The 25,247-nt window shown below is 44.1% G+C and carries 21 protein-coding genes and 1 pseudogene; 7 read left to right on the top strand and 15 right to left on the bottom strand.

The features are described from left to right. Positions 1-56 precede the first annotated feature (56 nt). Complete coding sequence (locus tag KFF44_RS12740) at positions 57-686, bottom strand: Crp/Fnr family transcriptional regulator (RefSeq protein WP_255934761.1); 630 nt, start codon at positions 684-686, stop codon at positions 57-59. Positions 687-821: 135 nt separating this feature from the next. Between KFF44_RS12740 and KFF44_RS12735 the strand changes: the two genes are divergently transcribed. From KFF44_RS12735 to KFF44_RS12720, 4 genes are read left to right on the top strand one after another with little or no spacing between them, the layout of a single operon-like run. Further along, positions 822-1,253 carry a YeeE/YedE family protein gene (locus tag KFF44_RS12735; protein WP_255934760.1) on the top strand — a complete coding sequence of 144 codons (432 nt, stop codon included), beginning with the start codon at positions 822-824 and terminating at the stop codon, positions 1,251-1,253. A 5-nt stretch (positions 1,254-1,258) separates the two neighbouring features. Next, the gene (locus KFF44_RS12730; RefSeq protein WP_255934758.1) at positions 1,259-1,690 is read left to right on the top strand and encodes a DUF6691 family protein; all 432 of its coding nucleotides are present in this window, start codon (positions 1,259-1,261) and stop codon (positions 1,688-1,690) included. Between the two features lie 12 nt (positions 1,691-1,702). Then, the gene (locus KFF44_RS12725) at positions 1,703-3,088 is read left to right on the top strand and encodes an alginate export family protein (RefSeq protein WP_255934756.1); all 1,386 of its coding nucleotides are present in this window, start codon (positions 1,703-1,705) and stop codon (positions 3,086-3,088) included. A gap of 16 nt (positions 3,089-3,104) precedes the next feature. Further along, positions 3,105-3,692, top strand: coding sequence for a beta-lactamase hydrolase domain-containing protein (locus KFF44_RS12720; RefSeq protein ID WP_255934753.1), 588 nt, complete (start codon positions 3,105-3,107; stop codon positions 3,690-3,692). Between the two features lie 62 nt (positions 3,693-3,754). Here KFF44_RS12720 and KFF44_RS12715 read toward each other — a convergent pair whose 3' ends face one another. The 10 genes and pseudogenes from KFF44_RS12715 to KFF44_RS12675 form a co-directional block, all read right to left on the bottom strand. Then, positions 3,755-4,384 (bottom strand): peroxiredoxin, encoded by a 630-nt coding sequence (locus KFF44_RS12715; RefSeq protein ID WP_255934743.1) that lies wholly within the window; start codon positions 4,382-4,384, stop codon positions 3,755-3,757. A gap of 278 nt (positions 4,385-4,662) precedes the next feature. After that, positions 4,663-5,664, bottom strand: coding sequence for a cytochrome d ubiquinol oxidase subunit II (gene cydB / locus KFF44_RS12710; protein WP_255934741.1), 1,002 nt, complete (start codon positions 5,662-5,664; stop codon positions 4,663-4,665). A gap of 5 nt (positions 5,665-5,669) precedes the next feature. Next, a complete protein-coding gene (locus KFF44_RS12705) occupies positions 5,670-7,079 on the bottom strand; it encodes a cytochrome ubiquinol oxidase subunit I (RefSeq protein WP_305118786.1) in 1,410 nt (469 codons plus the stop codon). An 86-nt stretch (positions 7,080-7,165) separates the two neighbouring features. Then, positions 7,166-8,941 carry a SulP family inorganic anion transporter gene (locus tag KFF44_RS12700; RefSeq protein ID WP_255934740.1) on the bottom strand — a complete coding sequence of 592 codons (1,776 nt, stop codon included), beginning with the start codon at positions 8,939-8,941 and terminating at the stop codon, positions 7,166-7,168. An 83-nt stretch (positions 8,942-9,024) separates the two neighbouring features. After that, the gene (locus KFF44_RS12695; protein WP_255934739.1) at positions 9,025-10,758 is read right to left on the bottom strand and encodes a bifunctional protein tyrosine phosphatase family protein/NAD(P)/FAD-dependent oxidoreductase; all 1,734 of its coding nucleotides are present in this window, start codon (positions 10,756-10,758) and stop codon (positions 9,025-9,027) included. 10 nt (positions 10,759-10,768) lie between these two features. Then, positions 10,769-11,635, bottom strand: coding sequence for an MBL fold metallo-hydrolase (locus KFF44_RS12690; RefSeq protein ID WP_255934737.1), 867 nt, complete (start codon positions 11,633-11,635; stop codon positions 10,769-10,771). Between the two features lie 17 nt (positions 11,636-11,652). After that, entirely contained in the window at positions 11,653-12,063 is a 411-nt protein-coding gene (locus KFF44_RS12685) for a metalloregulator ArsR/SmtB family transcription factor (RefSeq protein ID WP_255934735.1), read from the bottom strand. Then, positions 12,060-12,722, bottom strand: a complete 663-nt coding sequence (locus tag KFF44_RS12680) for a peroxiredoxin (RefSeq protein WP_255934727.1) — start codon at positions 12,720-12,722, stop codon at positions 12,060-12,062. Before KFF44_RS12680 ends, KFF44_RS12685 begins: the two co-directional genes overlap by 4 nt. A 140-nt stretch (positions 12,723-12,862) precedes the next feature. Then, a pseudogene (locus KFF44_RS16235) lies at positions 12,863-13,084 on the bottom strand (IS6 family transposase); the annotation flags it as partial. 133 nt (positions 13,085-13,217) lie between these two features. Continuing rightward, complete coding sequence (locus tag KFF44_RS12675; protein WP_255934726.1) at positions 13,218-14,906, bottom strand: AMP-binding protein; 1,689 nt, start codon at positions 14,904-14,906, stop codon at positions 13,218-13,220. Between the two features lie 284 nt (positions 14,907-15,190). On the opposite strand from KFF44_RS12675, the gene KFF44_RS12670 reads away from it, so the two are divergent. Beyond that, positions 15,191-15,976, top strand: coding sequence for a FadR/GntR family transcriptional regulator (locus KFF44_RS12670; protein ID WP_255934725.1), 786 nt, complete (start codon positions 15,191-15,193; stop codon positions 15,974-15,976). A 94-nt stretch (positions 15,977-16,070) separates the two neighbouring features. On the opposite strand, the gene KFF44_RS12665 is transcribed toward KFF44_RS12670, so the two are convergent. From KFF44_RS12665 to KFF44_RS12650, 4 genes are all read right to left on the bottom strand, one after another. After that, positions 16,071-18,251, bottom strand: coding sequence for a TonB-dependent receptor (locus tag KFF44_RS12665; RefSeq protein WP_255934722.1), 2,181 nt, complete (start codon positions 18,249-18,251; stop codon positions 16,071-16,073). Positions 18,252-18,436: 185 nt separating this feature from the next. Further along, positions 18,437-19,393: a GTP-binding protein gene (locus tag KFF44_RS12660; RefSeq protein ID WP_255934720.1), complete on the bottom strand. Its 957-nt coding sequence runs from the start codon at positions 19,391-19,393 to the stop codon at positions 18,437-18,439. After that, positions 19,386-21,005 (bottom strand): amidohydrolase, encoded by a 1,620-nt coding sequence (locus KFF44_RS12655; RefSeq protein ID WP_255934708.1) that lies wholly within the window; start codon positions 21,003-21,005, stop codon positions 19,386-19,388. Before KFF44_RS12655 ends, KFF44_RS12660 begins: the two co-directional genes overlap by 8 nt. After that, positions 21,006-22,391 (bottom strand): sodium/glutamate symporter, encoded by a 1,386-nt coding sequence (locus tag KFF44_RS12650; protein WP_255934706.1) that lies wholly within the window; start codon positions 22,389-22,391, stop codon positions 21,006-21,008. A gap of 190 nt (positions 22,392-22,581) precedes the next feature. On the opposite strand from KFF44_RS12650, the gene KFF44_RS12645 reads away from it, so the two are divergent. Together KFF44_RS12645 and KFF44_RS12640 are read left to right on the top strand one after the other, a co-directional pair. Further along, a complete protein-coding gene (locus tag KFF44_RS12645) occupies positions 22,582-24,063 on the top strand; it encodes a PLP-dependent aminotransferase family protein (RefSeq protein ID WP_255934705.1) in 1,482 nt (493 codons plus the stop codon). A gap of 137 nt (positions 24,064-24,200) precedes the next feature. Further along, the gene (locus tag KFF44_RS12640; RefSeq protein ID WP_255934704.1) at positions 24,201-25,238 is read left to right on the top strand and encodes a YeiH family protein; all 1,038 of its coding nucleotides are present in this window, start codon (positions 24,201-24,203) and stop codon (positions 25,236-25,238) included. Positions 25,239-25,247 lie beyond the last annotated feature (9 nt).

Below are 25,247 nucleotides of genomic sequence, written 5' to 3'. Positions count from 1 at the left end.
AGCTCCTTTTCTGAATAAACATGTAGTTACCCAATTAAAGATATTCCTTCAGTGACTTAGTCACTTTCCATAGCAATTTTCTTAACATTGTTCAGACTCGTGATGCTTAGCTTTCCTCTCTCTTGTGTGATCAAGCCACCTCTCTCCCAAGACTTTAGCTTTCTGGAGACCACTTCACGCGCAGTTCCAACGTCTGATGCTAGTTGCTCGTGGGTTATGTTGATTGGCTCTGCATCGCCTTTATATAGTTGCATCAATCGGTCAGCTATTCTGTGTTCAACAGGCACAAATGCAATCTCATCAATTTTGACCATCATGCTCGAAAGGCGGTCTGCAAAAGAATTGAAGACCACATTTCGAAACTCCGGTGATGACGCTAATAGGTTTTTAAATTGAGTTGCTGGTACAACAATCGCCTCAACATTCTCTTCAATTGTTGCAACTGCGTTATAGTCATCGCCGCTCAACAGACATGCAGTGGTAAGGATACACGTTTCACCTCCGCCAAAGCGATACAGCATTACAGGCTTACCGCGGCGACTGAGAAGATCAACCCGTATCTTGCCTGATAGGATGAACGCAAACTGATTACAGTTTGCACCAGGCTCAAACACCACCGTGTCCTTTGGCATGTTTACTCTTTCCATGTTTGTCAGACATTGAGGTATCCCTATTGTCATAGCCATTTTTCATCCTTTAGTTGGTTTGTGTGTTTTCCCCATATAAGCATATACAATTGCATAATCTAGGTGACAAAGTCACAGTCAATGGATTGGCCTTCCCATATTGTGTCGGTAAAGAAAGTGAAGGAGTTCAACGTCATGCATCAATACATAGCGGCAACGATAGGCGGTGCGATGATTGGTATTGCTGCCATCATGCTGATGGTGAGCAATGGTCGTGTCATGGGTGTTAGCGGCATTGTATCCAACCTGCTTCCGCCTTTTTCTCAGAGCTGGGCCTCAAATAATATATGGCGTCTAACATTCATAGCGGGCGTAATAACCGCCCCACTCTTTTACTATCTTGCTCAGGGCACAGCCCCAACGGTCGTAATGAAGACAGACACTATTGTTATGATTATATCTGGCCTGTTTGTTGGCTTTGGAACGGCGCGTGGAGGTGGTTGCACCTCAGGTCACGGTGTTTGTGGCCTAGCAAGATTATCCAGACGTTCCATTGCTGCGACGGCAATCTTTATGGCAGTAGCAATAATCACAGTCTTGATTGTTCGAACATTTGATATTGGATAATAGTTATGAGGCATATAATTACATTCTCAGCAGGTCTCTTGTTCAGCTTTGGCCTTATCGTTTCCGAGATGATTAACCCTCAAAAAGTGATTAGATTTCTCGATGTCTTTGGAAACTGGGATCCAAGCCTCGCCTTTGTTATGGCTGGTGCTGTCAGTGTTAATTTGATAGGCTTTAGGCTCATAACAAAACGCACAAATCCTCTGTATGCTGGAGAGTTCTTAATTCCCAACCGTACTGATGTCGATCATGACCTAATTATTGGTGCCACCTGTTTTGGGATTGGCTGGGGGTTGGTTGGCTTGTGTCCCGGGCCAGCAATTGCTGCGCTCACAGCTGCACCGGAGCAAGCAGCACTCTTTGTATTCTCAATGCTTGCCGGGATGTTTATTGCTCGTCTGAGGGGGCAAAAACCAAGCTTGCAATTTCTTGAATAGGATTCTCCATTCATGTATCGCGTATTTGCTCTCAAACTTAGCCTTCTTGTTTCTTTATTGCACCCTCATAATTCCGCTTTTGGACAAGAACCGCTTAGACTTAATGACTATGTCGGGAAAGAGAGTGGCTTGGACATTACAGCAACTTACCGTATACGATATGAATTATTAGATGGTCGCTTCAGGGCAAATCAAACAGGTTCAGACCAAATCCTCGTCGAACGTTTCCTGCTTAGTGCTCGATATAGTTTGGGAAATTTCTATATTGGTGGGGAACTTCAAGACTCGCGCCAACAGTTAGCGGATAGTGAAACTCCTATCGGTACAGATGATGTTAATCCATTTGAGTTGTTGCAGGCTTATGTAGGTTGGAGACAAGGAAATGCTATTGTTGCCGGGGATGCATTAGACATCTCTCTTGGCAGAATAACTATCGACGCGGGGAGTCGACGCCTTGCAGCTCGCAATGGCTTTCGAAATACAATTAACGGTTTCAATGGGCTGCATATCACATGGCAAGGCCCTAAAGAGGACACTCTGCAAGCATTTTATACTTTGCCTGTAGATCGCCTGCCTTCCTCTAAAAATGATCTTCTCGGTAATGACGTTGTTTTTGATCGAGAGAATTTCAATGTCCGTTTTTGGGGTCTGGTATTGGCAATACCAAATTTTATCAATGGTCTGAATAGCGAGTTCTATATATTCGGCTTGCAGGAAGATGATCGCGCCGACTTGCAGACGAGAGACCGCAACCTTTACACTCCTGGCTTCAGACTATTTAGGGACAAAGCTGTTGGTGTGATTGATTATGAATTAGAAACAGCTATTCAATTTGGAAAAGCTGCTTTCTCGTCAGCTCCTACAGCCCTCGCACTCAAACAACTTGCTCATTTTTATCATGCCCATTTGGGATACACGTTTGATAATGCTTGGAAATCACGCATCGTCTTCCAATATGACTTTGCCAGTGGTGACAATGACCCTTTCGACAATGATAATGGTCGTTTTGAGACTCTCTTTGGCGCCCGTCGTTTTGAGTTCGGCCCAACCGGCATTTTTGGACCACTTGCTCGGAGCAATATCAACTCACCCGGAATCCGTTTTGAAATCAATCCCTCTGATCGTTGGCGTGCATTTTTAGGCTACAGGGCTGCATTTTTAGCGTCCTCTCAAGACGCACTACTGACAGTTGGATTAGTGGATCCAACAGGTAGCGCTGGAAGCAGTATTGGCCATCAAATTGAAGCTAGCATGCGATACGCTCTGTTGCCGGGAAATATAAGTCTCGAAATTGGAGCAGCTTACCTGGATCATGGCCGCTTCCTGCTAGAAGCGCCATCGGCCTCACCAGATCAGAACACATTTTATGCTTATACACAGATCACGGCTAACTTTTGAAGAAAGGTTTTATTCGATGTCGACAATCTATAAAGTCCACGCGCTACTCATGCTGATGCTACTTGCTTTGACGGCTGGAGCGTTTGGCGCGCACAATAGTCAAGATGCGAAGGCATCCGTTTATGGCCTTCATGAAGGTATAAATGAAGCCCCATTTGGTGGTGCGGTATCACCAGACATAAACAATTATACACGAGCGGCCCCGTATCTGGGAATGGGTGGCAAATTAACTGTCGCTGGTGTGGAAGAAGCTAAGCGGCTCGGGTTCACGCTAATCATTGACCTTCGCCGACCAGAAGAAGATGGCGTGTTTGAGGAAATGCAAACAGCATCGCGTTTGAATATTTTATACAAAAACATACCGCTTGCGGGAGATGGATCGGTCTGGAAACAAGTTGACGAAGTCTCGAGGCTTTTAGCGGACAAATCAAATTATCCCATCTTGTTACACTGTGCCTCAGCAAACCGAGCGGGTGCTGTATGGGCACTCAAGCGTTTTAAAGATGGTGTGCCGGCGAGTATAGCAATTGAAGAGGGACGCGCTGTTGGCCTTAAGTCGAAGGAGCTACAAGTGCGCGAGTTAATGCGTCAAGACATAAAATAGGCCTAATTGACATCTCACGCCAACTTAATTGGCATGAGATAGTATCTGCTTAACAGAACGTACTAAGCAACCTCTGTATAGCGCAAATAAGGCCTGATTTCCTCAAAGCCTTGAGGAAATTGCTCTTTTGCATCTTCGCTCGAAATTGATGGCGGTATGATCACCTTTTTACCAGGTGTCCAATCAGCGGGAGTAGCAATTTTATGCGCGTCACCTGTTTGAAGAGCATCGATTACCCTAAGGATTTCGTCAAAATTGCGCCCAACAGACATCGGGTAAGTCATAATCAGCCGAATTCGATTTTCTGGATCGATTATGAAGACCGAACGTACTGCCGCCGTGTTGCTCTCATTCGGATGAATCATATCATAAAGCTGGGCAATCTCACAGTCCGGGTCAGCTACAATTGGGAAATTGAGGGCCGTATCCTGAGTATGATTCACATCCTCAATCCATTTCAAATGTTCAGCCACACTGTCTGTTGAAAGACCTAACGGTTTCGTATTTCGAGCAGAAAACTGATCGGCGAGCTGTGCTGTGCGACCCATTTCCGTTGTACAAACCGGTGTGAAATCCGCTGGATGGGAGAAGAAAAATACCCAGCTACCCTTCGACCAATCATGTAATGCAATCTCACCTTTGGTGGTGGTAACAGCGAAATCTGGAGCAATGTCTCCAATTCGTAAAGTCATAGTTTCATCTCTTTCTAATTACAATATTTACATTGAAGTATTATTTATTTAAATAATATCTTCTTTGAAATATTAATTAATATTAAATAAGATATGAAATTCATTTATACTTATAATGTAATCGATTTTTATTATATGTATAATTTTTTAGGATAATATATATTTAATCAATGAACCTATGAATACTACTGCGGTCACACCCATTAGCCACAGAGTGATAAACCATAAAATCTCTTTGGGACCTGTCTTATCCACTGGTGTTCACAAATTTTTTCGCATTAATGATACCCCGCATCAGGGTCAATCTTCCCGCGGAAGATCCAATACGAATAAGCCGTGTACGCGAGAATAATGGGTAGAAGAATGAGGGCGCCAATAAGCATAAACTGCAAACTGACATCAGGTGCTGCAGCCTCACTGATCGTTATCGCGCGCGGCACGATGTATGGCGTTATGCCAATCCCCAGGCCCGCGAAGCAAAGACCGAACAAGCCGATTGCAGCTGCGAAAGGAATGCGGTCCTTTTTCCTAATCAGCGCCCACATCATGACAGCCGCAAGGACAATAGTGAGGGTGGGCACTGGAAGAACAAAGATAATCTGGGGCGTTGAGAACCAACGTTCCGCGATCTCTGGCGAAAGGAACGGGGTCCAAATACTAACAACTCCAATAAAGAAGAGTGTACCTATGCTAGTATATCGGGCAAGCACATATACGCGCTCTCGCAAACTACCTTCGGTCTTCATAATAAGCCATGTAGCACCCAAGAGAGCGTAACCCGTGGTCAAAGCGAAGCCACATATTATTGTGAAAGGTGTAAGCCAATCCCACCAGCCGCCAGCATAGGCTCGGCCTTCAACTTCTATACCTTGTACAAAGGCGCCAAGCACAATGCCCTGGCAAAAAGTCGCGAATATCGATCCGAAGTGAAACGAGCGATCCCAAAGCTTCTCATGGCTTTTATCACGCCAACGAAACTCGAAGGCGACCCCACGAAATACAAGAGCAAGGAGCATAATAGTAATTGGTGTATAAAGCGCAGGCATTATTACCGCATACGCAAGCGGGAACGCGGCAAACAGGCCTCCACCACCCAGAACGAGCCAGGTCTCGTTACCATCCCAAACAGGTGCTACAGTGTTCATAGAGGCACCGCGTTGCTCTTCACTCTCAAGAAATGGAAACAGAATACCTATACCAAGATCAAAGCCATCGAGGATCACATAAGTGAATATCGCAATTGCCAAGAGCCCTGCCCAAATAGTCGGTAAATCAAACATATCATTCACTCCTCAACTGCCTTGGCTGTTTTATTAACGACCCACGGTGGCTCGTGAGTATGCGCCTTCGGGTTTCTATCACCTGGTTTCGAGGATGATTCATTGGGTGACCGGGACATCATTTTTAAAATATAATAGGTGCCTGCACCAAAGAGCGTGAAATAGACGATGATAAATGCAATTAGTGATGATGCTACCGCTGGCGCGTCGATCTGCGCGAGTGATTGGGAAGTACGCAAATATCCATAAACTGTATAGGGTTGTCGCCCAACCTCAGTCGTTATCCATCCGGCTAAAACCGCCACAAAACCGGATGGTCCCATCAAGCAAGCTGCGCGCAAAAAGTTTGGTACGTCATAGAGCCTTCCTCGAAATCGGAGAAGCCCACTAATGATACCAATCAGAAGCATGGCAGTTCCGATTGCAATCATGATCCGGAAACTCCAGAAGACAATGGCAACTGGTGGACGATCTTCTTTTCTAACATCTTTCAGCCCTGGCGTCTCACCATCCCATTCATGCGTCAGGATAAGCGCTGAGAGTCCTGGAATTGCGATTTCAAAATGATTTTCTTCTTGCTCTTCATCCGGCAGAGCGAACAAGATCAGAGGAGCACCCCGTTGTCGTTCCCAATGCCCTTCCATAGCAGCAACCTTAATAGGTTGATGCTCAAGCGTGTTGAGGCCGTGCAAATCACCAGCGAAGATTTGAATTGGAGCTACTATAATGGCCATCCACATAGCCATCGAAAACATAATCCGCGCTTCTTTATTCGCTTTGTTCCTGAGAAGATGAAAAGCGCCTACCGCACCGACAACGAACGCTGTAGTTAGATAGGCTGCGAGCACCATATGGACAAGTCGGATAGTAAAGGACGGATTGAAGATAATTGCGAACCAGTCCTCTGGAATAAACTGCCCAACATCGTTGATGCTGAAGCCCGCGGGTGTTTGCATCCATGAATTTACCGATAATATCCAAGTAGCAGAAAGAAGTGTTCCGAAAGCGACCATACAAGTCGCAGTAAAATGGAGAGATTTAGAAACACGGCCCATCCCGAAAAGCATGACACCCAGGAAACCAGCTTCCAGGAAGAAGGCGGTGAGCACCTCATATGCCATCAAAGGGCCGATCACAGGCCCCGCCTTGTCGGAAAACACACTCCAATTGGTGCCAAACTGATAGGACATGACTATGCCTGAGACGATACCCATCCCGAAGGCAACAGCAAATATCTTCAACCAGTATTTGAAAAGCTTTAGATAGGCATTGTCACCGGTCTTCAACCACAAGCCCTCAAGAACCATTAGATAGCTTGCAAGCCCGATTGAAAAGGCCGGAAAAATGATATGAAAAGATACCGTAAATGCAAACTGCATTCGGGCAAGTTGACCAGCATCAAATAAATCAAACACGACTTTTTCCTACTCGTTTAAGGCAATTGTAAGCCTCTAGCGTCATTCCGTCATCAGCTCTCGGACAACAGGCCGCAGTCCTCTCTTCAACAGGAATGATGAAAAGGACTTGGTTCCATCCTCGCCGATTCCAAAGGTCTATCGATACAATTTCGGTCCAAATCACCAATCGCTTCATATTGATGAAGATAGATTTTGCCGGTCAGACCCTTCAGGAAGCTGGTACCCTCAAGCTTATCCATCACAGGCCCCTTCACTTCGGAGAGATGCAAGGATATCCCGGCGTCCCGTAGCACGTGGTTTATATGCTCCAGGCTTTCTAGTGCACTCGCATCAATATGATTGACAGCCGGGCACATCAGGACCAGATGTTCAATTGCACTCATTTCAGCGACAAGATTGTAAATCGTCTCCTCAAGAAACCGAGCGTTCGCAAAATAGAGACTTTCATCGACACGAATTGTTGAAACTCTGTCCGAAGTAATCACCTGATGGCGATGTATATTGCGAAAATGTTGTGTCCCCGGCACCCGTCCCACAATGGCAAAGTGCGGCCTGCTTGTGTTATAGAGATGGAGAACAAGCGATAGCATCACTCCTGCCGTGATTCCAAGTTCGACACCAAACACCAAAGTGACAATGATTGTTGCGATCATCGCAGTGAAGTCATGCTTTGAATAAGCCCATACATTCTTGATGGCGTGCAGATCGACAAGCGAAAGCACTGCAACAATAATGGTTGCGGCGAGCACCGCTTGCGGCAGAAAATACAGGAAAGGTGTCAGGAATATGGTAGCGACAGCAATACCAATTGCTGTAAAAGCGCCCGCTGCTGGAGTTTCAGCGCCAGCATCAAAATTGACAGCAGATCGTGCAAGTCCTCCCGTTACAGGATATCCAGCAGATATTCCCGCAGCCAGGTTTGCAACGCCAAGGCCGATTAATTCCTGATTTGGGTCAATTCGTTGGCGCCTCTTCGCGGCGAGCGTTTGGCCAACCGATACGGATTCAACAAAGCCGATTAGGCTAATGAGCCCGGCAGACCCTACGAGCTGTAACCAGATATCCTGATCAAAAGCTGGTAAACCAATTTCCGGTAAATCACGCGGTATGTCACCGAGAATGCTGACCCCGACATCGTTCAGTGAGAAAGCTGAAACGGCGAAGATGCTGGCGACAACAGCGAAAACGGGACCTGCTCGGGATATAATGACTGCAACCTTATCTGGAAGGCCAAGGGCGACTAAAAGCGACTTTAAATGGCTGCGGATAAAGAAGAGAAGCAATAAAGAACTGATACCGATTGCAAATGTAGGCACGTTAACCTGGTCTATTTTCTCGCCAAGCGACACAATGATTTCAATGAGGGTATGGCCTTCTGTTCTAATCCCGAGAATATGTTTCAACTGCGAGGCGGCAATCAGAATTCCTGACGCGGTAATGAATCCTGACACAACCGGATGGCTCAAAAAATTTGCGAGAAACCCCATTCGAAGCATTCCCAGAATGAGGAGGATAAGACCAGATAAAAATGCTAAAATAACAGCAGCTTCTATATATTCGACTGTGCCAGTTGCTGCAATCTTCCCTGCTGCAGCGGCTGTCATAAGCGATAAGATAGCGACAGGGCCAACCGCCAGACTCCGGCTCGTTCCAAACAGGGCATAAACAACAAGAGGAAGAATGGATGCGTACAGGCCGATCTGTGGCGGCAACCCAGCAAGAAGTGCGTAAGCAAGCGACTGCGGGATTAACATGATAGTTACAATGACGGACGCAACCAAATCGCTAGCCAGCGTTTCACTATTATAGGCTTTGATCCAGTTTAAAATGGGCAAATATTTAGCTACTTTCTCAAGCATGTTTCTTTACCAACTTTTTATTCAGCCGGTGATCAACATTTTAATGGGGGGCAGAAAATCGTTAATCACCGGCTTCGGGGAAGCTAAGGTCTATTATCTATTTGATCTCTAAAAGCATCATGCGCTTGATGTGCAACCGGTCGATGCGGCAGGATTTTTGGTTTTGCTAGTGTTTCTGTTCCTTTTAGCATCATGTCAAAATAGATATTGGGTAACATTTTTTCCTTCAAAAACCAGGCTCGACGTGTCGGTTTTGTTCCATCTAGCATCCATGTGGGAACCGATGGATCAAGTTTTCCTCCGTAGGCAAATTCCGCGAGGATAATTTTACCCCGCTCTACAGTGAGTGGGCAGGAACCATACCCATTATAGACAGCTGTCGGCGTTTTGCCCCGAAGAACGGCTAGTGCATTGTGTGCCACCACAGGTGCTTGTTTGCGCACAGCTGCTGCGGTCTTAGCATTTGGAGTGGACCCGCCATCACCCAAACCGAATATATTGCCATACTTTGTATGCTGCAGTGTTTCGCCATCAACATCAATCCATCCTGCTTCATTAGCAAGTGGCGAGTTTTGAATGAAACCGAGCGGCACCTGCGGCGGCGTGACGTGCAGCATATCAAAACCGCGTTTAATTTTGCTTATCTCGCCCGCTGCATCTGTGACTTCAAACGTCGCTTCTTTTGTCTGCCCATCAACGGCAATTAGGTTTTCATTGAAACATAGGTCAATCCCGTACATGTCGACGTATTTCATAAGAGAGGGGACATAGTCCTTAACGCCAAAAAGCACGCCGCCTGCATTGTGGAACTTCACATTGACATTACCGAGTACTCCGTGCCGCTTCCAGTGATCGCACGCAAGATACATAGCTTTTTGAGGGGCGCCCGCGCACTTAATTGGCATGGCGGGTTGAGTGAATAAAGCTCGCCCCCCTTTGAAGGCAGATATCAAATCCCAAGTGTATGGTGCCATGTCAAAGAGGTAGTTTGATGTTACACCATTTTGGCCAAGCGTATCTTTTAGACCTTCGATTCCTTCCCAATTGAGTTTCAAACCGGGAGAGACTACAAGAACTTGATAAGAAATGCGCCGACCATCTTCGAGAACAATTTGATTGCGATCTGGTTCAAATTCAGCACAGGCAGACCTTATCCAGGTCACTCCACTTGGTATCACTGAAGCCATTGGTCGCTCTGTCTGTTCTCGATCAAACACACCGCCCCCAACTAATGTCCAACCAGGTTGATAATAATGCTCGTTCTTGGGCTCAACAATCGCAATATCAGACCCTGGTCGCCGTTTCACTATACTAGACGCTGTAGCGACACCGCCTGCACCCCCACCAATGATAAGAATATCATGATGCTCAAATGTTGGTACTATCGGTCTATTGTGGTGTTCTTTTGATTCAAGCTTAGAACGTAGAGCCGATAAATCATAGCCTGCGCCACTAGCAGCTTTTAAAATTGCATCAGTGGAGAGGTGGCCAGATTGAGCGAGTGCCCATAGCGTCATCGATCGTGTTCCTGTCCGACAAAAAGCGAGCGTCGGCGCAGGCAGCTCTTGAAGCGCCATGCGAAATCTTTCCACATCTTCGTCGGTTATTTTACCGGGAACAACCGGAATAAAACGGAGATTGACACCGGCTGCTGAGCATGAGTTTTCGAAAGCTTGATACTCGGGCTGGTCACTGGATTCATTATCCGGTCGATTGATTATGATCGATCGAAATCCCTGGGATGCAATAATACTCACATCCTGAGGCTGAATTTGTTCGGTAACAGAAAAATCCGGAGCAATCGTTTTAATGTCCATCCTTACTCTCCTAAAGCGCGTTTATCGGTAACTTCATATAGCGCTGGCCGTTGTCTTCCGGAGGCGGCATGTCACCAGCTCGCATATTGATCTGAACAGACGGTAGAATAAGCTGTGGCATGGCGAGCGTCGCATCGCGGGCTTCCCGCATTTGAATAAATTCATCGCGAGATTTGCCTGCACCCACATGAACGTTTGATCGCTTTTCTTCACCAACCGTCGTCTCCCAGACATAATCGTCACGCCCTGGCGCTTTATAGTCGTGACAAAGGAACATGCGCGTATCATCCGGAAGCTCAAGCAGGATTTGAATGGAATCGTAAAGCGTGCCTGCATCGCCTCCCGGAAAATCACAGCGTGCTGTCCCAAAGTCAGGCATAAACAGAGTGTCACCCACAAATAATGCATCACCGATTAAATGGCTCATGCAGGCAGGCGTATGACCTGGTGTATGGATGGCTTTTGCCTCAATCGATCCAACAGAATAGATCTCGCCATCCTTGAACAAGTGATCAAACTGACTGCCATCTGTATGGAACGACCGATCTTCGTTGAAAATTGTCTTAAAAACTCGTTGGACTGTCGAGATTTGATCTCCAATGCCGGTGCGACCACCAAGCATCCTTTTCAAATAGGGGGCGGCAGTCAAATGATCGGCATGAACATGGGTGTCAATGATCCACTCCATGGACAGATTTTGAGCGACAACATGTTTAATGATCTGATCAGCAGACGCGGTGCTTGTCCGTCCGGACGCCTGATCAAAATCGAGGAGAGAGTCAATGATTGCACACTTGCCTGTTGCGGGGTCTGCTACGACGTAGCTGACCGTGTTGGTTGGCTCATCGAAGAAAGCTGTCACTGCAGGTTGGATCATGATCGGTTCCTTTATTCTTACGGCGAAGATCGTGTTGTTGCGAAAACACCGTAACCACCGGCGGGATTAGGACGACGTTTTGGTGTGTTTGTGGATGGTGCTTCCATCGTGGCGGGGGCAGGTGCCTGACCGAGCATGACAGCGCAAATACCATCTATCATCCCTTGAACACGTGGTTTGTCAGCAAGACGGTAAAAGATCACCTTTGATTCCCGGCGTGTTTCAACCAGGCCTTCATCACGAAGCTTCATTAATTCGCGAGAGAGGTTCGGCTGTTTGATTTGCAACTGTTTTTCGATGTCACCAACTGAAAGCTCAGCATGGCGAAGCTTGCAGCAGATCATTAGGCGTGACGGATGCGCGAGTGCTTTCAAAAGAGAAGTCGCCTCTTCGGCTAGCGGTTCCATTTGGTCCATGGGGATGTTCATTTGCTATCCTCCACATGAGTAAGATACCAAGCTCCACCCTCATCCCCAGTTCGCGTATCCGCTTCATCCTGATCAAGTGGTGGTGGCAGGACAGTCTTTGTACCGGGCGTCCAGCCTTCAGGGGTTGCAATCTTTTTTTCGTCAGTGATTTGAAGCGCTGCAAGGACACGAAGGATTTCGTCGACTGACCGCCCAATATTCATAGGGTAATGGATCATGGCCCGAATATACCCTTTCGGGTCGATGAAAAAGACCGAACGCACTGCTGCCGTTGTTGTTGACTGGTCATGGATCATCCCAAAAGTGCGTGAAACAGCCATTGATATATCTTCGATGATCGGAAAAGTGATTCTAACACCAAAACGCTCTTCAATATCCCTCACCCAAGCGATGTGAGCATAGAGACTGTCCACTGAAAGCCCCAAAAGGTCGCAGTTCAGTTCTGAGAACTTGTCCGAAGCTTCCTGAAACGCAACAAATTCAGAGGTGCATACAGGCGTGAAGTCGGCAGGGTGTGAAAAGAATACCAGCCAACGCCCAAGATAGTCGGATCGTTTGACAAGTCCCAAGGTTGTTCGCGCCTCAAAGTCAGGTGCAAGCGCATCAATGAGCGCTTGGGGTTGAACAACATTTGTTTCCTCTGTTTCAGAATTAGTCATTTTTTATTCCTTATATTATTATATATAGATTACACATTACAAAATTGTCAATTAATAATTTTCTAAATACACAAAGCACATCCGGAGATGCTGTCGGTTTAATGTTAACTCGTCTCAAATTACACTATAAAGGGTGAATTCTAAAAATTGCTCTCGACAAGCTGACGCCATTCCGAAAGAGCTTCGGATCGGTATCGCTTAAAAGTATCTCGGTTGTTTAGGTGTCGTTCTCTATTAAAGTGATTATATAGTGAGGCATGCATCGAGGCGAATTTCTGTAAATTTCGCATTCGTCTGAACCTGAGCATGGCTCGTTCTCGTCATGGAAAAGGTGAGCGTGAGTTCTCACATCTGTTGCTAACATGTCAGTGCAATAGATTTTTGCCGTCTTAGTGTAAGATGGAGAATCAAACTAAGATTGCAAAATAAAATCTATAAAGAATAAGTGGTTAGCCATATAGTGGCGGTGCTGTCAGTTTAATCTGACAATTCCCCTTATGCGGTTTTTTGTTCGGTGATATTCAGGTCTTCAACCATCTTGTCGCGCATAACAAATTTCTGCATTTTACCCGTAACAGTCATGGGAAATTCATCAACAAACCTGACATAGGTTGGTACCTTATAGTGTGCGATCTGGTCTTTGCAAAAATTCTTCAAACCAGCTTCATCCAATGTTTGCTCAGGTTTCAGCTTGACCCATACGCTCACAACTTCACCGAACTTTTTATCAGGCACACCAAAGCACTGAACATCCTGAATAGAAGGGTGGGTATATAAAAATTCCTCTATTTCACGCGGATATATATTTTCTCCGCCGCGGATAATCATATCCTTGGCGCGGCCAGTGATGTTTACATATCCCTCGTCGTCCATCACCGCCAGATCACCTGTATGCATCCAGCCGTTCTTGTCGATAGAGTCTGAAGTTCGCTCACTATCGTTCCAATATCCAAGCATAACAGAATAACCGCGCGTTAACAGTTCACCCTGGGTTCCGCGCTGTACCGTTTGACCGAATTCATCCACAAGCTTCACTTCCACATGGGGGTGAATTTGCCCAACAGTAGAAACTCTTTTTTCCAAAACATCATCAGACATGGATTGTAAGCTAACAGGGCTGGTTTCTGTCATACCATAAGCGATGGTAACCTCAGCCATATTCATATCTGCGATTACGCGCTTCATAATCTCGACAGGGCAAGGTGAGCCCGCCATACAACCAGTTCGAAGCGTGGAAAGATCGAAGCTTTCAAATTCAGGGGTTTCCAACATCGCCACAAACATGGTTGGCACACCGTAAAGAGCGGTGCATTTTTCTTCCTGTACGGCTTTGAGCGTGAGAACAGGATCAAAGCCCACACCAGGGAAAACTGCTGTAGCGCCGTGCATCAGGCACCCCAGAACCCCCATAACCATACCAAAGCAATGATATAAGGGGACTGGTATTGCCAACCTGTCCGAAGCTGAGAAATTCTGTCGCGCTCCAACAAAATAGCCATTATTCAGGATATTATGATGCGTTAAGGTCGCGCCCTTCGGCGAGCCCGTGGTGCCGCTGGTAAATTGGATATTAATGGGATCATCTGCTTCCAACGTTGCAGCAATATCCGATAGTAGTTGATGATCAGCCTCAGACTCTAAGGTGCTTATTTCATCAAAACCATAACAACCCGGCACGTCACCTTCGCCCATAACAATGACATGTGACAGATGCGGAAGCTTTTTAGCACGTAGCTGGCCTTTCTCACTTTCAGCAAGCTCGGGGGCTAACCTGTTGATCATCTCCAGATAATTTGAGGTTTTAAATACTCTGGCGGTTACAATGCCTTTGCATTCAACTTTATTAAGGGCGTATTCAAGCTCGGATATCCGGTAGGCAGGATTAACATTAACAAGGATAATACCAACCTTGGCCGTTGCATATTGTGTTAACGCCCATTCATATCGGTTTGGGGACCAGATACCAACCCTATCTCCCTTTTTAAAACCTAGTGCTAAAAAACCCGCTGCCATCCTCTCTGCTGCAATGTTAAGATCTGCATAGCTCAACCTCACATCTTGTTCCGGGAAAACCAACGCTTCTTTGTCGCCAAAACAATCCGCGGCATGTGCCAACGCATCACCAATGGTTTGATACCTAAGTGGCTGATCGCTAACGCCAGATACATAACTTAATTGTCCCATTCACAGTTCCCCTAATATTCAACAATATAAGCTACCCGAATAAAACCTTTTGGAATGTCGCAGGCAGTTCTTCATAAATTGAATTTATTGCGTGATCATAATAGTTTGTAGAGTACTTCGATTTTAGTGCCAGTCTTTACTTTTTTCACTATCCAATAAAATTGAAATTCATCTTTATATCCTGACTTCTTGCTATCAATTTTAAATATTTACTATGTTTAACATGATAATAAATGATATCATGTAAATAATCTAATATTTGTTATCAGCGAAATGAGCAATTCATGACCAATCAACAAAACACAGGCATAAAATTATCTCGTTCACCCAAGGCGAAACGCATTAAATTATCGGAAAGCGTTGCTAACGATCTGTTAGAACGAATTGTTTCAGATGGTATGCAACCGGGTGACAGACTGCCTAAAGAAGTCGAGTTAATAGCTGAATTTGGTTGCAGTAAAAGCACGCTACGAGAAGCCCTAAAAAGTATTGAAAATCAAGGCTTGATAACTATCGAAACAGGCCCAAAAGGGGGCGCACGATTAATTGATGTATCGTATTCATATGCCAACAAGTCACTGCGAAACTATTTTCGTTTTAAAAATTTATCAACTAATGAGATATATGATGTTAGGGAACCATTAGAAATCGCCTTATGCTCTTCAGTAATAGGGAATATCTCAAAAAACACTTTCTCAGAGCTTAAGAAATTACTGGACAAATGTGAGGAGTTTCTTGATACGCCGGAAACAAATATCGATATCTGGCGACTAAGGCGGAAAACTGAAATTGAATTCAACAGTATTATTGCTCAGCAATCCCCAAATCAGTTGCTTGGATTTTTATGTTTATTTATCAATGATTTAATCAGCGATACCATTATAGAAAACTTTATGTATTTTCATTCTTCAATCAAAGAAGAATACGGCAAAACCGCATATAAAATTCTCAAACAATATTACGAGTGTTTAATCAGAGAGGACGAAGAAGGCGCTATTGCGAGTGTCCGTGAGCGGATGGCCTTTATAAGGTCCGTTTTAAATCAAGTAAAAAACAACCCAGAACTATAATCAACCTCTGGCTAAGCCACTCGCAATTATAACCAAAAGCAAAGGGCCGGAAATTTCCGGCCCTTTATATTGGTCTAATAGTGTTGATTTTTAGTTAGAAATTTATAGTAGCAGTTACACCGTAAGTTCTCGGAGCTCCCGGGGTAGAGAAACCATTTGCATTTCCAAGTGGGAAATTATGTGTTTGAAACACTTCATCAAATAAATTATCAACCCAGACATCAATTTTCCATCGTTCACTTTCAGGGACATAGCTTAACCGCGCATTTGCAACGTCAAACCCCGGAATAGAAGAGGCAAGACGTAAATCCCCAGCGGGGTCCTGAAATGCTCTTGTTTGTCCTCTATGTTCATAATAAGCAACCAAGTTACTGCCATTGGATAAAGGTTGAGTATATGTTACACCGATATTGAACTTATGGTCTGGTGCATTGCGAAGCGGGTTCCCGCTAAAGTCAGCACCTGTAGCATCAAAAAACTCTGTAAATTCTGCATCCAAATATGAGTACGACCCGCCAATTTCAAGACGCTCAGTAGCCAAGAAGTTGAACTCGACTTCAATCCCTTTAATTTCAGCCGTTGCGGCATTATCTGTCGCGATGAAACCAGCGGTTGGATCATTTGGATCGTTAGCACTGATAAACTGCAAAACTTGTAAGTCTGTATTGTCAGTCAGAAATGCCGCAACATTAAACCGTAGACGATCATTAAGTAATGTTGATTTAAAGCCGACCTCAAAATTCCAAGCAAATTCTGGGTCAAATGAATTAGCTGCAACTTGCGCATTACCGGGTGTTCCCTGAAAGCCTCCAGATTTAAAGCCTCTAGCGATACTACCATACAAAAGCAAGTCATCGTTAGCTTGATAGTCTAATACAAATCGGGGCGTAAACGCACTAAAGCTTGCATCGTTCGTTTGCTCTGCAATATCATTCGTGATAACAGCTGGTGCTGCTTCAACTGACTGAGTATTCTCTTTAGTTTCCCATGTTTGCCGTGCACCAACTGTTGCCGTAAGTCTATCGTTGATGTTGTAAGACGCCTGTGCAAAAATCGCGTAACTGTTTGTCAGGTTATCTTGGAAAGAGTCTCCTCTATCCAAACCTGGTATTTCAAAGAATTCGTTACGGAATACATCCTCAAATAGGTAGAACGCACCTACGACATAATCAAGATCACCTATAAAACCTGACCATCTTAGTTCTTGTGTAAACTGATAACTATTTTCAATGGCTCCATTGTCAAGGTTAGGCCCTGCCGAACCAGGCCTTTGCGCAATGACGTCATCCAGAAAACTGAATTCGATATCACGATAAGCAGTTATTGACGTTAAGGTTCCTTTCTCTGTTGAATATTCCGCCCGCGCACTGAACCCAAATATATCGCGATCCTGGAACCCTTCTTCGTCGGCAACCGTAATAAATGGGTCCGCTGACGTTGGGAATATGTCTTCATTTAAGGTGCCTAATAAGCCTTCACCATTTCTGCCGATACCATTTTGGCGTTTACGCGCATAATCAGCGCTTAAATCAATTATCCAGTCTTCGTTAGGAATCAACCGTAGCTGACCTCTTACCGACACATCATTTCGGTCATTAAACTCTAGAGTTTCATCGATATCGGTAACGAAACCATCTCTATGGAAATAATTAACAGCTATTTTGCCCAAAACTGTACCGCTATCTGATAGTGGTCCTGACAAATATCCACGAATACGCGTCGCATCTAAATTACCATAAGTCGCCTCTAATTTACCTTCAACTTCTTCAGTTGGCTTTCTGGTAGTAAAACTGATCGCACCGCCAATAACATTTTTACCGAATAAGGTACCTTGAGGTCCTCGCAGTACTTCCACTTGCTCTAGATCAAAAATATCTAATGATGCTCCTGCTGATCGGCCTATAAAAACTTCATCAACAAAAATACCAACAGACTGATCACCTCCTGCACCATCATCATTAGAACCAATTCCCCGAATGAAAATCTGAGGCTGCCCAACATTAAATTCACCTAAAGTCAATCCTGGGGTCCTATAGGAAATGCCCTGTAAATCGATCACACCCGATTGATCCAAAGCATCTGATGATATTGCAGTAATCGCTGCGGGAACTTCTTGAAGACTAACAGCGCCAGTTTTAGTTGAAGTAACGACAATTTCCTCTAATACAAATTCATCTTTCTCATCAGATGCATCTTGTGCAACTAATGCAGGACCCAGTATTGATAAGGCCATAAATGAACACGAAGCTTTTAAGCCAATGGATCTATACTTCATCGAATTCCCCTTCTAGTTATACATATCCCGCGATATGGATCAAAACCGAACATGTGTTCAATTTTGACCCTTTCCTCCTTATTCAACCCTACCTGAATACTGAAACACACCTTAGGGCCAGTTCTTATTCATTTATCAACCAGTTTATCATGATAAATAAATCAGACAAATAAATGATCGAAACGTCAAACTTCTTGAACCAAATTTTTCAACCGCAATTGTAACTCGGCCAAATGTGGCATTTCACGGGTGCCAATGATGACAACCTCATTTAATACTTCTTTAGATACACCTACTGCTTCAGAAATAGAAACTTGATTGAGCCCGGAGCGCTCAATGGCCATAACGTTGACACGGTCGGAAAGTTTCACAAATCCTTTCACTCTATGAATAGTATCGGGTAATCCCTCAATAAAGCTGATAAGTTTTGTTCTCGAAACGGACTGAGGAAATTGAAACCGATAAGTAGCCATATTATGGTTTTCACTATCTATAAAATCATCTGTTGGCATTTCAATTGTCGAGCGATCTAAAAAGTTCATCAGAACATTATCTGAGAACTGCATGTAGCTAGTGGTCTGCAATTCAGCCTTCGGGTTAACATCACGCAAGCTGCTAAGTACGCACTTTACCATATTCGCGGTTGCTCGGTCCGTTTTATTTACAATGACGGTTTTTGCAGCACGAATCTGCTCGTTCAACAAATTACAGGTATCATAGTCATTCATTCGATGAAAAAGAGTAGACGCATCTACAATAGTGATAATTCCGTTATCTTTGTATGAACGAGAAAGCTGACCAACCTCAGATATTCGCTTTGGGTTTGCGATACCGCTAGCCTCAATAATAATTCGTTTTGGTCTAGGGTCTAATTTCTTTATTTCCAATAAAGTTTTCACCAAGCCATCTACAAGAGAGCAACATATACAACCATTCTCTAGTTGAAATGTATTACCTCCATTCATCTCGACAATAGCTGCATCAATATTTAACGACCCAAAATCGTTAACAATGAAAACTGACTGCCTGCTATCAGGTAATTCTATCAACCGCCTCAAAAAGGTTGTTTTTCCTACTCCCAAATATCCGCTAATAACCGTGATCGGAATCTCAGTATTTTTCTGTGTTCTTGAGCTAGTCATTGAGGAAAATCTTACCTCCTACAACTATGCCGGTAATACCAATATCCTTTATTGCAATAGGTTCAGCTTCATAAGGGTCATCATCTAAAACAGCAAAATCAGCATACTTATTATCTGTAATACTTCCGATCTTGTCATCAAGCCCAAGCGTTTTTGCAGCTCCCATCGTAATAGCATAAAGGGCTTCTTCCACTGAAATACGCTCACTTGATCCTAGTATCTGCCCACTACTAGACATACGGTTTACCGCGCACCAGGCAGTAAACAATGGCGCCATTGGTGTAATAGGGGCATCTGAATGAAAGGCTAGGGTAACTCCCGCCTTTAATAAAGAGGCCGCCGGGTTCAACATCTGAACACGTTCTGGACCAATCGTATAACTCGCATGCTGATCACCCCAATAATAAAGATGGTTGGAAAAAATATTGGTATGAATCGCGTTCTCGACACAACGTTCAATCATATCTTCGGTAATAAGCTGTGCATGCTGCAATACCGGACGCATAGAAGCCATATTTTGTGCCGCTTCAATTGCGTCAATTGCTAGTTCAATGGCCTCATCCCCATTCGTGTGAATATGAGTTAGAATACCATGTTGGATGTAATAGCCTATTGCAGTCTTAATCTCTGCCGGTGGTGCATTCCAAATCCCATTGGGAGCACCATTATAATAAGACTCATCCTTTATTCGCGCCGTATATCCTTGAATTGATCCATCGGTCATAACCTTAATGGAACCAAAAAATAACTTGTCCGTATTTAAATTAGCTAACTCTTTCACACGCTGAACATCTGCTTCAGGATTCGATGTTACAGCAGCTTTAGACACTGCCAGCCTGAGAGGAAATTCAGGCATCTTCGTTGCATTTTGTAACGAATTCAAAATTCCGTCGTGAATTGGGGAATACAGTTCTGTGGCAGTCGTTACACCTGCAGTCTTAGTTTGTTGTGCAAATCGCCACAAGTCATCTTCGGCACCCATTTTATCAAAAAAATTTGTACCCGTAACCTCAAAGGCAACAAACATTGCTGCTAATTCTCGTAGCTCACCCGTCGGAACACCATCATTTGATTTCAATATTCCTTCAATGTTAGTCTCAGAATCAATTCCTGCTTCGTTCAAAACCCAACTATTAACGTTAACGCAATGTCCACTAGCATGCAGAATGATAATGGGGCGGTCTGTAGTTACTTGATCTAGGTCATGTGTGGAAATACGTTTGCCACCAAAAAATATTGGGTCCAAGCCCCACGCAACGATGGGCCCATCGCTGTCTTTCATCGTTGATTTCAGGCGGCCAATAATCTCTGTAGTTGATTTCAAGCCTGACCATTTCTTTCCGTCAGGACCAACACGATCATAGTATCCAACATACGTATATTGCCATAAGTGCCCTTCCAGAGTGTGAGAGTGGCCCTCAACAAAACCAGGCATAATGACCTTGTCATGAAACTGTTCATTCAAGGTGTATAGCCCCAGCTCGGCCATTGACTCATAGTCACCCACCTTAAGGATTTTACCATCTTTTACTGCAACATGGGTGGCAACAGGATTTTGTTCCATCATTGTGTATATTTTGCGCGCCGAGAAAACTTCAATTTCATTGCTCATTTATCGCTCCTCTTGCACATAAGATAGACGTTTTTGTAACAACCAGAGCAGCAGGAGACATACAGCAAACGTCCCACCATATATGGCCAAAAATGTAGATATTTCGTAAGATGGAAGTGAAGGAGACACGATTGCCCATACATGAATAGACAGAAAGACAATTGCCACATTGAAAAATGCAAGCTCCCGTGAAACGGTGGTCCGAAAATCTGGATCAACGATCCTGAGCAAAAGCAACCCACTCCCAGTAGAACCAGTGCAACAGCCAAAGATGGTCAATGATCTTTCAAGACCAAATACGGCTAGTTGTCGTCCCATAAAGTAACAAAATATAGCCGTTATCATTGAAATTGATATGGCAACAACAATAACAGGAGCCAAATATGCTGCTAGAACAGCAACCTTGATCCCCATCAAGGTACCTATGATCATAAAATCTACTGAGCTACTGGTAATACGTTTTTGCGTATCAGCATCAAAATATCGCGCAAATCCCATCTTTTGAATTATCATTCGCAGCAAAATACAGACAATCAGACCGTGAACAAAAAAGAGGTTATGGCTAAACAAAATATCCAGTCGAATACCAAACGGAGCGACATCCGTAACTGCTCCTTGCATTGAAACCAACCAGAGATGAGTCAACAAGTAAGCGACACCTAATAATGAAATATGATATGCAAGGCTATCCACATTGCTCGGCTGTGTCACTTGCTGACCGCTTGCTGGGCGATCGACTTCAGGATACACACCTCTTTCAAAATCAAGCGTTATTGCCGCATCTTTATTAGCATTTAGACCACGTGCAACAGCCCACCGCGCACAAGGAACACCAATTAAAAATGCTGCGACAAAGCCAAGTGAAGCATAGATAATCCCAATATCAGCGGCTCGGTCAACATTGAATTCATCTTGCCAAATTGTACCAATCGCAAGCGCTTGCCCGGGTCCTTGTGTAAAACCATGCGTGGATAAAGCTCCCAAATACTCGTTAACAGCTTCTATACTAAAGATATTGAAGGCATAGATTGCGCCAAACCCCATCAATGACTGTAAGACTAGACTAGCTACCCAGATTAATGCCAACCAAAGCCCCCCACTAATAACAGTTTTAGTGCTTCCTTCATGATGGTCAGGCTGCATGGTTAGGCAAAGCGACATGAAACTAAGCGTAAAGAAATGAAATGTCAGCGTATTGAAATTATATGACCAACCAATGTATCTCGATAAAAACACCAAAGCAGCGAAGCCCACCAACCCTCCAATTATACTTGAAGGTACAAGGTTTCTTTTTAGAAAAGGGACGCTAGTGCGAAGTATTGTCCCCAATAGCAGAAACGTACAAAGTATCGCAAATGCAATGATATCTGGAAACGTTCCCGCCATTCTTTTTTCCTATTCCGTTGCAGCAGTCAAAATTATCTCAATTTAATCCCACAATGAACTTATCTGCCAAAAGCCCAATGTAATACTGAAAATAGATATTTTATTTATCATGATAAATATGATAAAACTATTTTCGCCAATTGATCAACCTAATAATTTGGCGGCGGCCTAACTTTTGGAGTAATTTTAGATGGATTTCCTATTCAATCTTGATCGCCTTGATAAACGTGGCTTGCAAAAGCAGTTATGTGATCAAATTTCCAAATTCATAATGGATGGTAAAATCGCTCCTAATGTTATTATGCCCTCCAGTCGCAAACTCGCCAATCAACTGGGTGTATCGCGCAACACCGTCACGCTGGCATATGAGCTGTTGCAAGGGGATGGTTTTTTATTATCGCAAGAGCGGAAAGGATACTATGTAAATCCAGAAGTAATCGATTATATCACCACAGCTCATGAACGAAGCAAACGCCTTCAAAACGGGTATGTCGATACGGTAAACTGGCAAGAAAAACTCAATCAGCCTGAAGAGAAGCAACGAAACATTACCAAACCCAAGAATTGGCGAGATTTCAAATATTCCTTCATATACGGGCAAACTGACCCGTCTTTATTCCCCGTGCATCATTGGAGAGAATGCTGGAAAGACGCTGTCAGCATTCAGGAAATAACTGATTGGTCGCAAGATAGAATAGACCGTGATGATCCGCTGTTGATTGAGCAAATACGATCCAGATTGATCACACGAAGAGGCTTGTGGGTCGACGAGTCTGAAATATTAGTTACTGTTGGCGCACAAAACGCGCTGTATATGGCTATGAAAATGCTGTTGAACTCAGATAGTACATTTGGCCTAGAGGAGCCGGGCTATCCTGATGCGAGAAACATCGCCAACGAATTCACCTCAAATCTCAAATGCCTAAAAATAGACGATCAGGGTCTTATTATCGACGACCAACTAAAATCATGTGATTTGGTCTTTACTACACCCAGCCATCAATCCCCTACGACAGTTACAATGCCCATTCACCGCAGGCAGCATTTAATTGAAATGGCCAAAGAGCATGACTTTCTTATTATCGAAGATGATTATGGTGCCGAGACTAATTTTGCGGAGGCTCCTCTACCTGCCTTGAAAAGCTATGATAAGTATGGGCGCGTTATCTATTTAGGCAGCATGTCGAAAACACTAGCGCCGGGTATACGGCTCGGGTATCTGATTGGACCTAAAAAATTCATACAAAAAGCTAGAGCCCTTAGGCGCTTGATCATGCGCCACCCCCCAGCTAACAATCAACGTGCGATCGCTTATTTTCTCGAACGAGGCTATTATAATCGATTATTACGTAACCTGACCGAATCTAACCATAAAAAATGGCAGCTATGCTATCGTTTGCTGCAAGAGAAATTGCCCGGCTGGCATATATTACCAACCAAAAGCGGTTCATCATTTTGGTTAGAAGGGCCCAAACACTTTGACACGTCTAAGCTTATGAATTTGTGCATGGAAGATAATGCACTTATTGAAACGGGTGATGTTCATTTTCACCAACATCACAGGCCTCAGAATTGCTTCAGAATTGGCTATTCTTATATCCCGATTGATCGTATTCCCACAGGTATAGACATCATTGCACATAACGTAAAAAAACTTAGCAATCACGATTAGCAAATCACTGGATATATCGTTTCTTATAAGCTGGCTCTAATCAAAATCACCGATTGCACCTTATTTTAAGGCAGGCACAACATGACATTATCAGGCCCTTGCCAGTTTGCCTGTGTCGAAAGTTGAGAGGTTTAACAATGAGTAGTGAAACGGTTGCAACAAAAAACGGAGCGGTCCATTACACCACCTTTCTTCCATATTTCTTCGGGGTATGTTTTTGTTTTCTAGTGACTTTTTTTCTGCTCGTAGTCGCAAATCTAATACCTGTTTCTCCAATGCTATTGGCTGTACTTTCTGGTTTATTACTACATCGCCTATATAGTAATGCCATACTCACACAGGGCATACATTGGACATCAACTACTATTCTTTATACAGGAGTTGCCCTCCTGGGGTTGAGAATGGACATCGCAGACATCACCGCAGTTAATATTTCTGCTCCTGTTTTTATCATAATTCTATTATTTGCGACATTCGCAGTTGGCTATAAAGTATCGCGGTTACTTGGATCGACAAAAAATCTCTCCTTCCTTATCGGCGGCGCCGTGGCTGTATGCGGCGTCGCTGCCGCTGCCGCAATTTGCTGCGCAATGCCTCAATGTAAAGAGAGAAACCGTGAGCTGGCCATTACCGCGGCAGGTATAGCTATCTTAAGTACGTTAGTGATGATAACGCATCCGGCAATTGCTTTTTTGCTGGAACTGACACCACTTGCTTCAGGTGTATTTGTTGGTGGTTCAATTCACAATGTTTCCCAAGTTGTCGGTGCGGGATATAGCATTTCAAACGAAGCAGGCGATATGGCTGTTTTATTAAAGATGGTCCGCGTTTCTGCGCTTTTACCAATAGTTATGATAGTTACTTTTGCTACTCGCGCTAAAACCATGTCAGTAGCTAAATCACACTCAATAAGAATAAGAACGTTTTTTCCACCTTTTTTAGTCGTGTTCTTTGTATTGGCGATTGCATCTTGTTTGAACTTTATCCCGGAGCACATCACGCTAATCGGCAACGATACCTCGCGTTTTTTCCTGGTAGCATCCTTGTTTGCAATTGGTTTAAAAACAAATGTATTTGAAATATTAACCGTTGGTATAAAACCGTTGATTGCCCTTATTGTAACCACACTATTTATGTCCGCCGCCGCTTTAAGTGCTATGTATATATTCCCTTAAAGTCCTAAA

This window comes from Kordiimonas sp. SCSIO 12610 (assembly GCF_024398015.1).
Taxonomy (GTDB): domain Bacteria; phylum Pseudomonadota; class Alphaproteobacteria; order Sphingomonadales; family Kordiimonadaceae; genus CANLMI01.
This window is presented reverse-complemented; position numbering and strand designations above follow the sequence as displayed.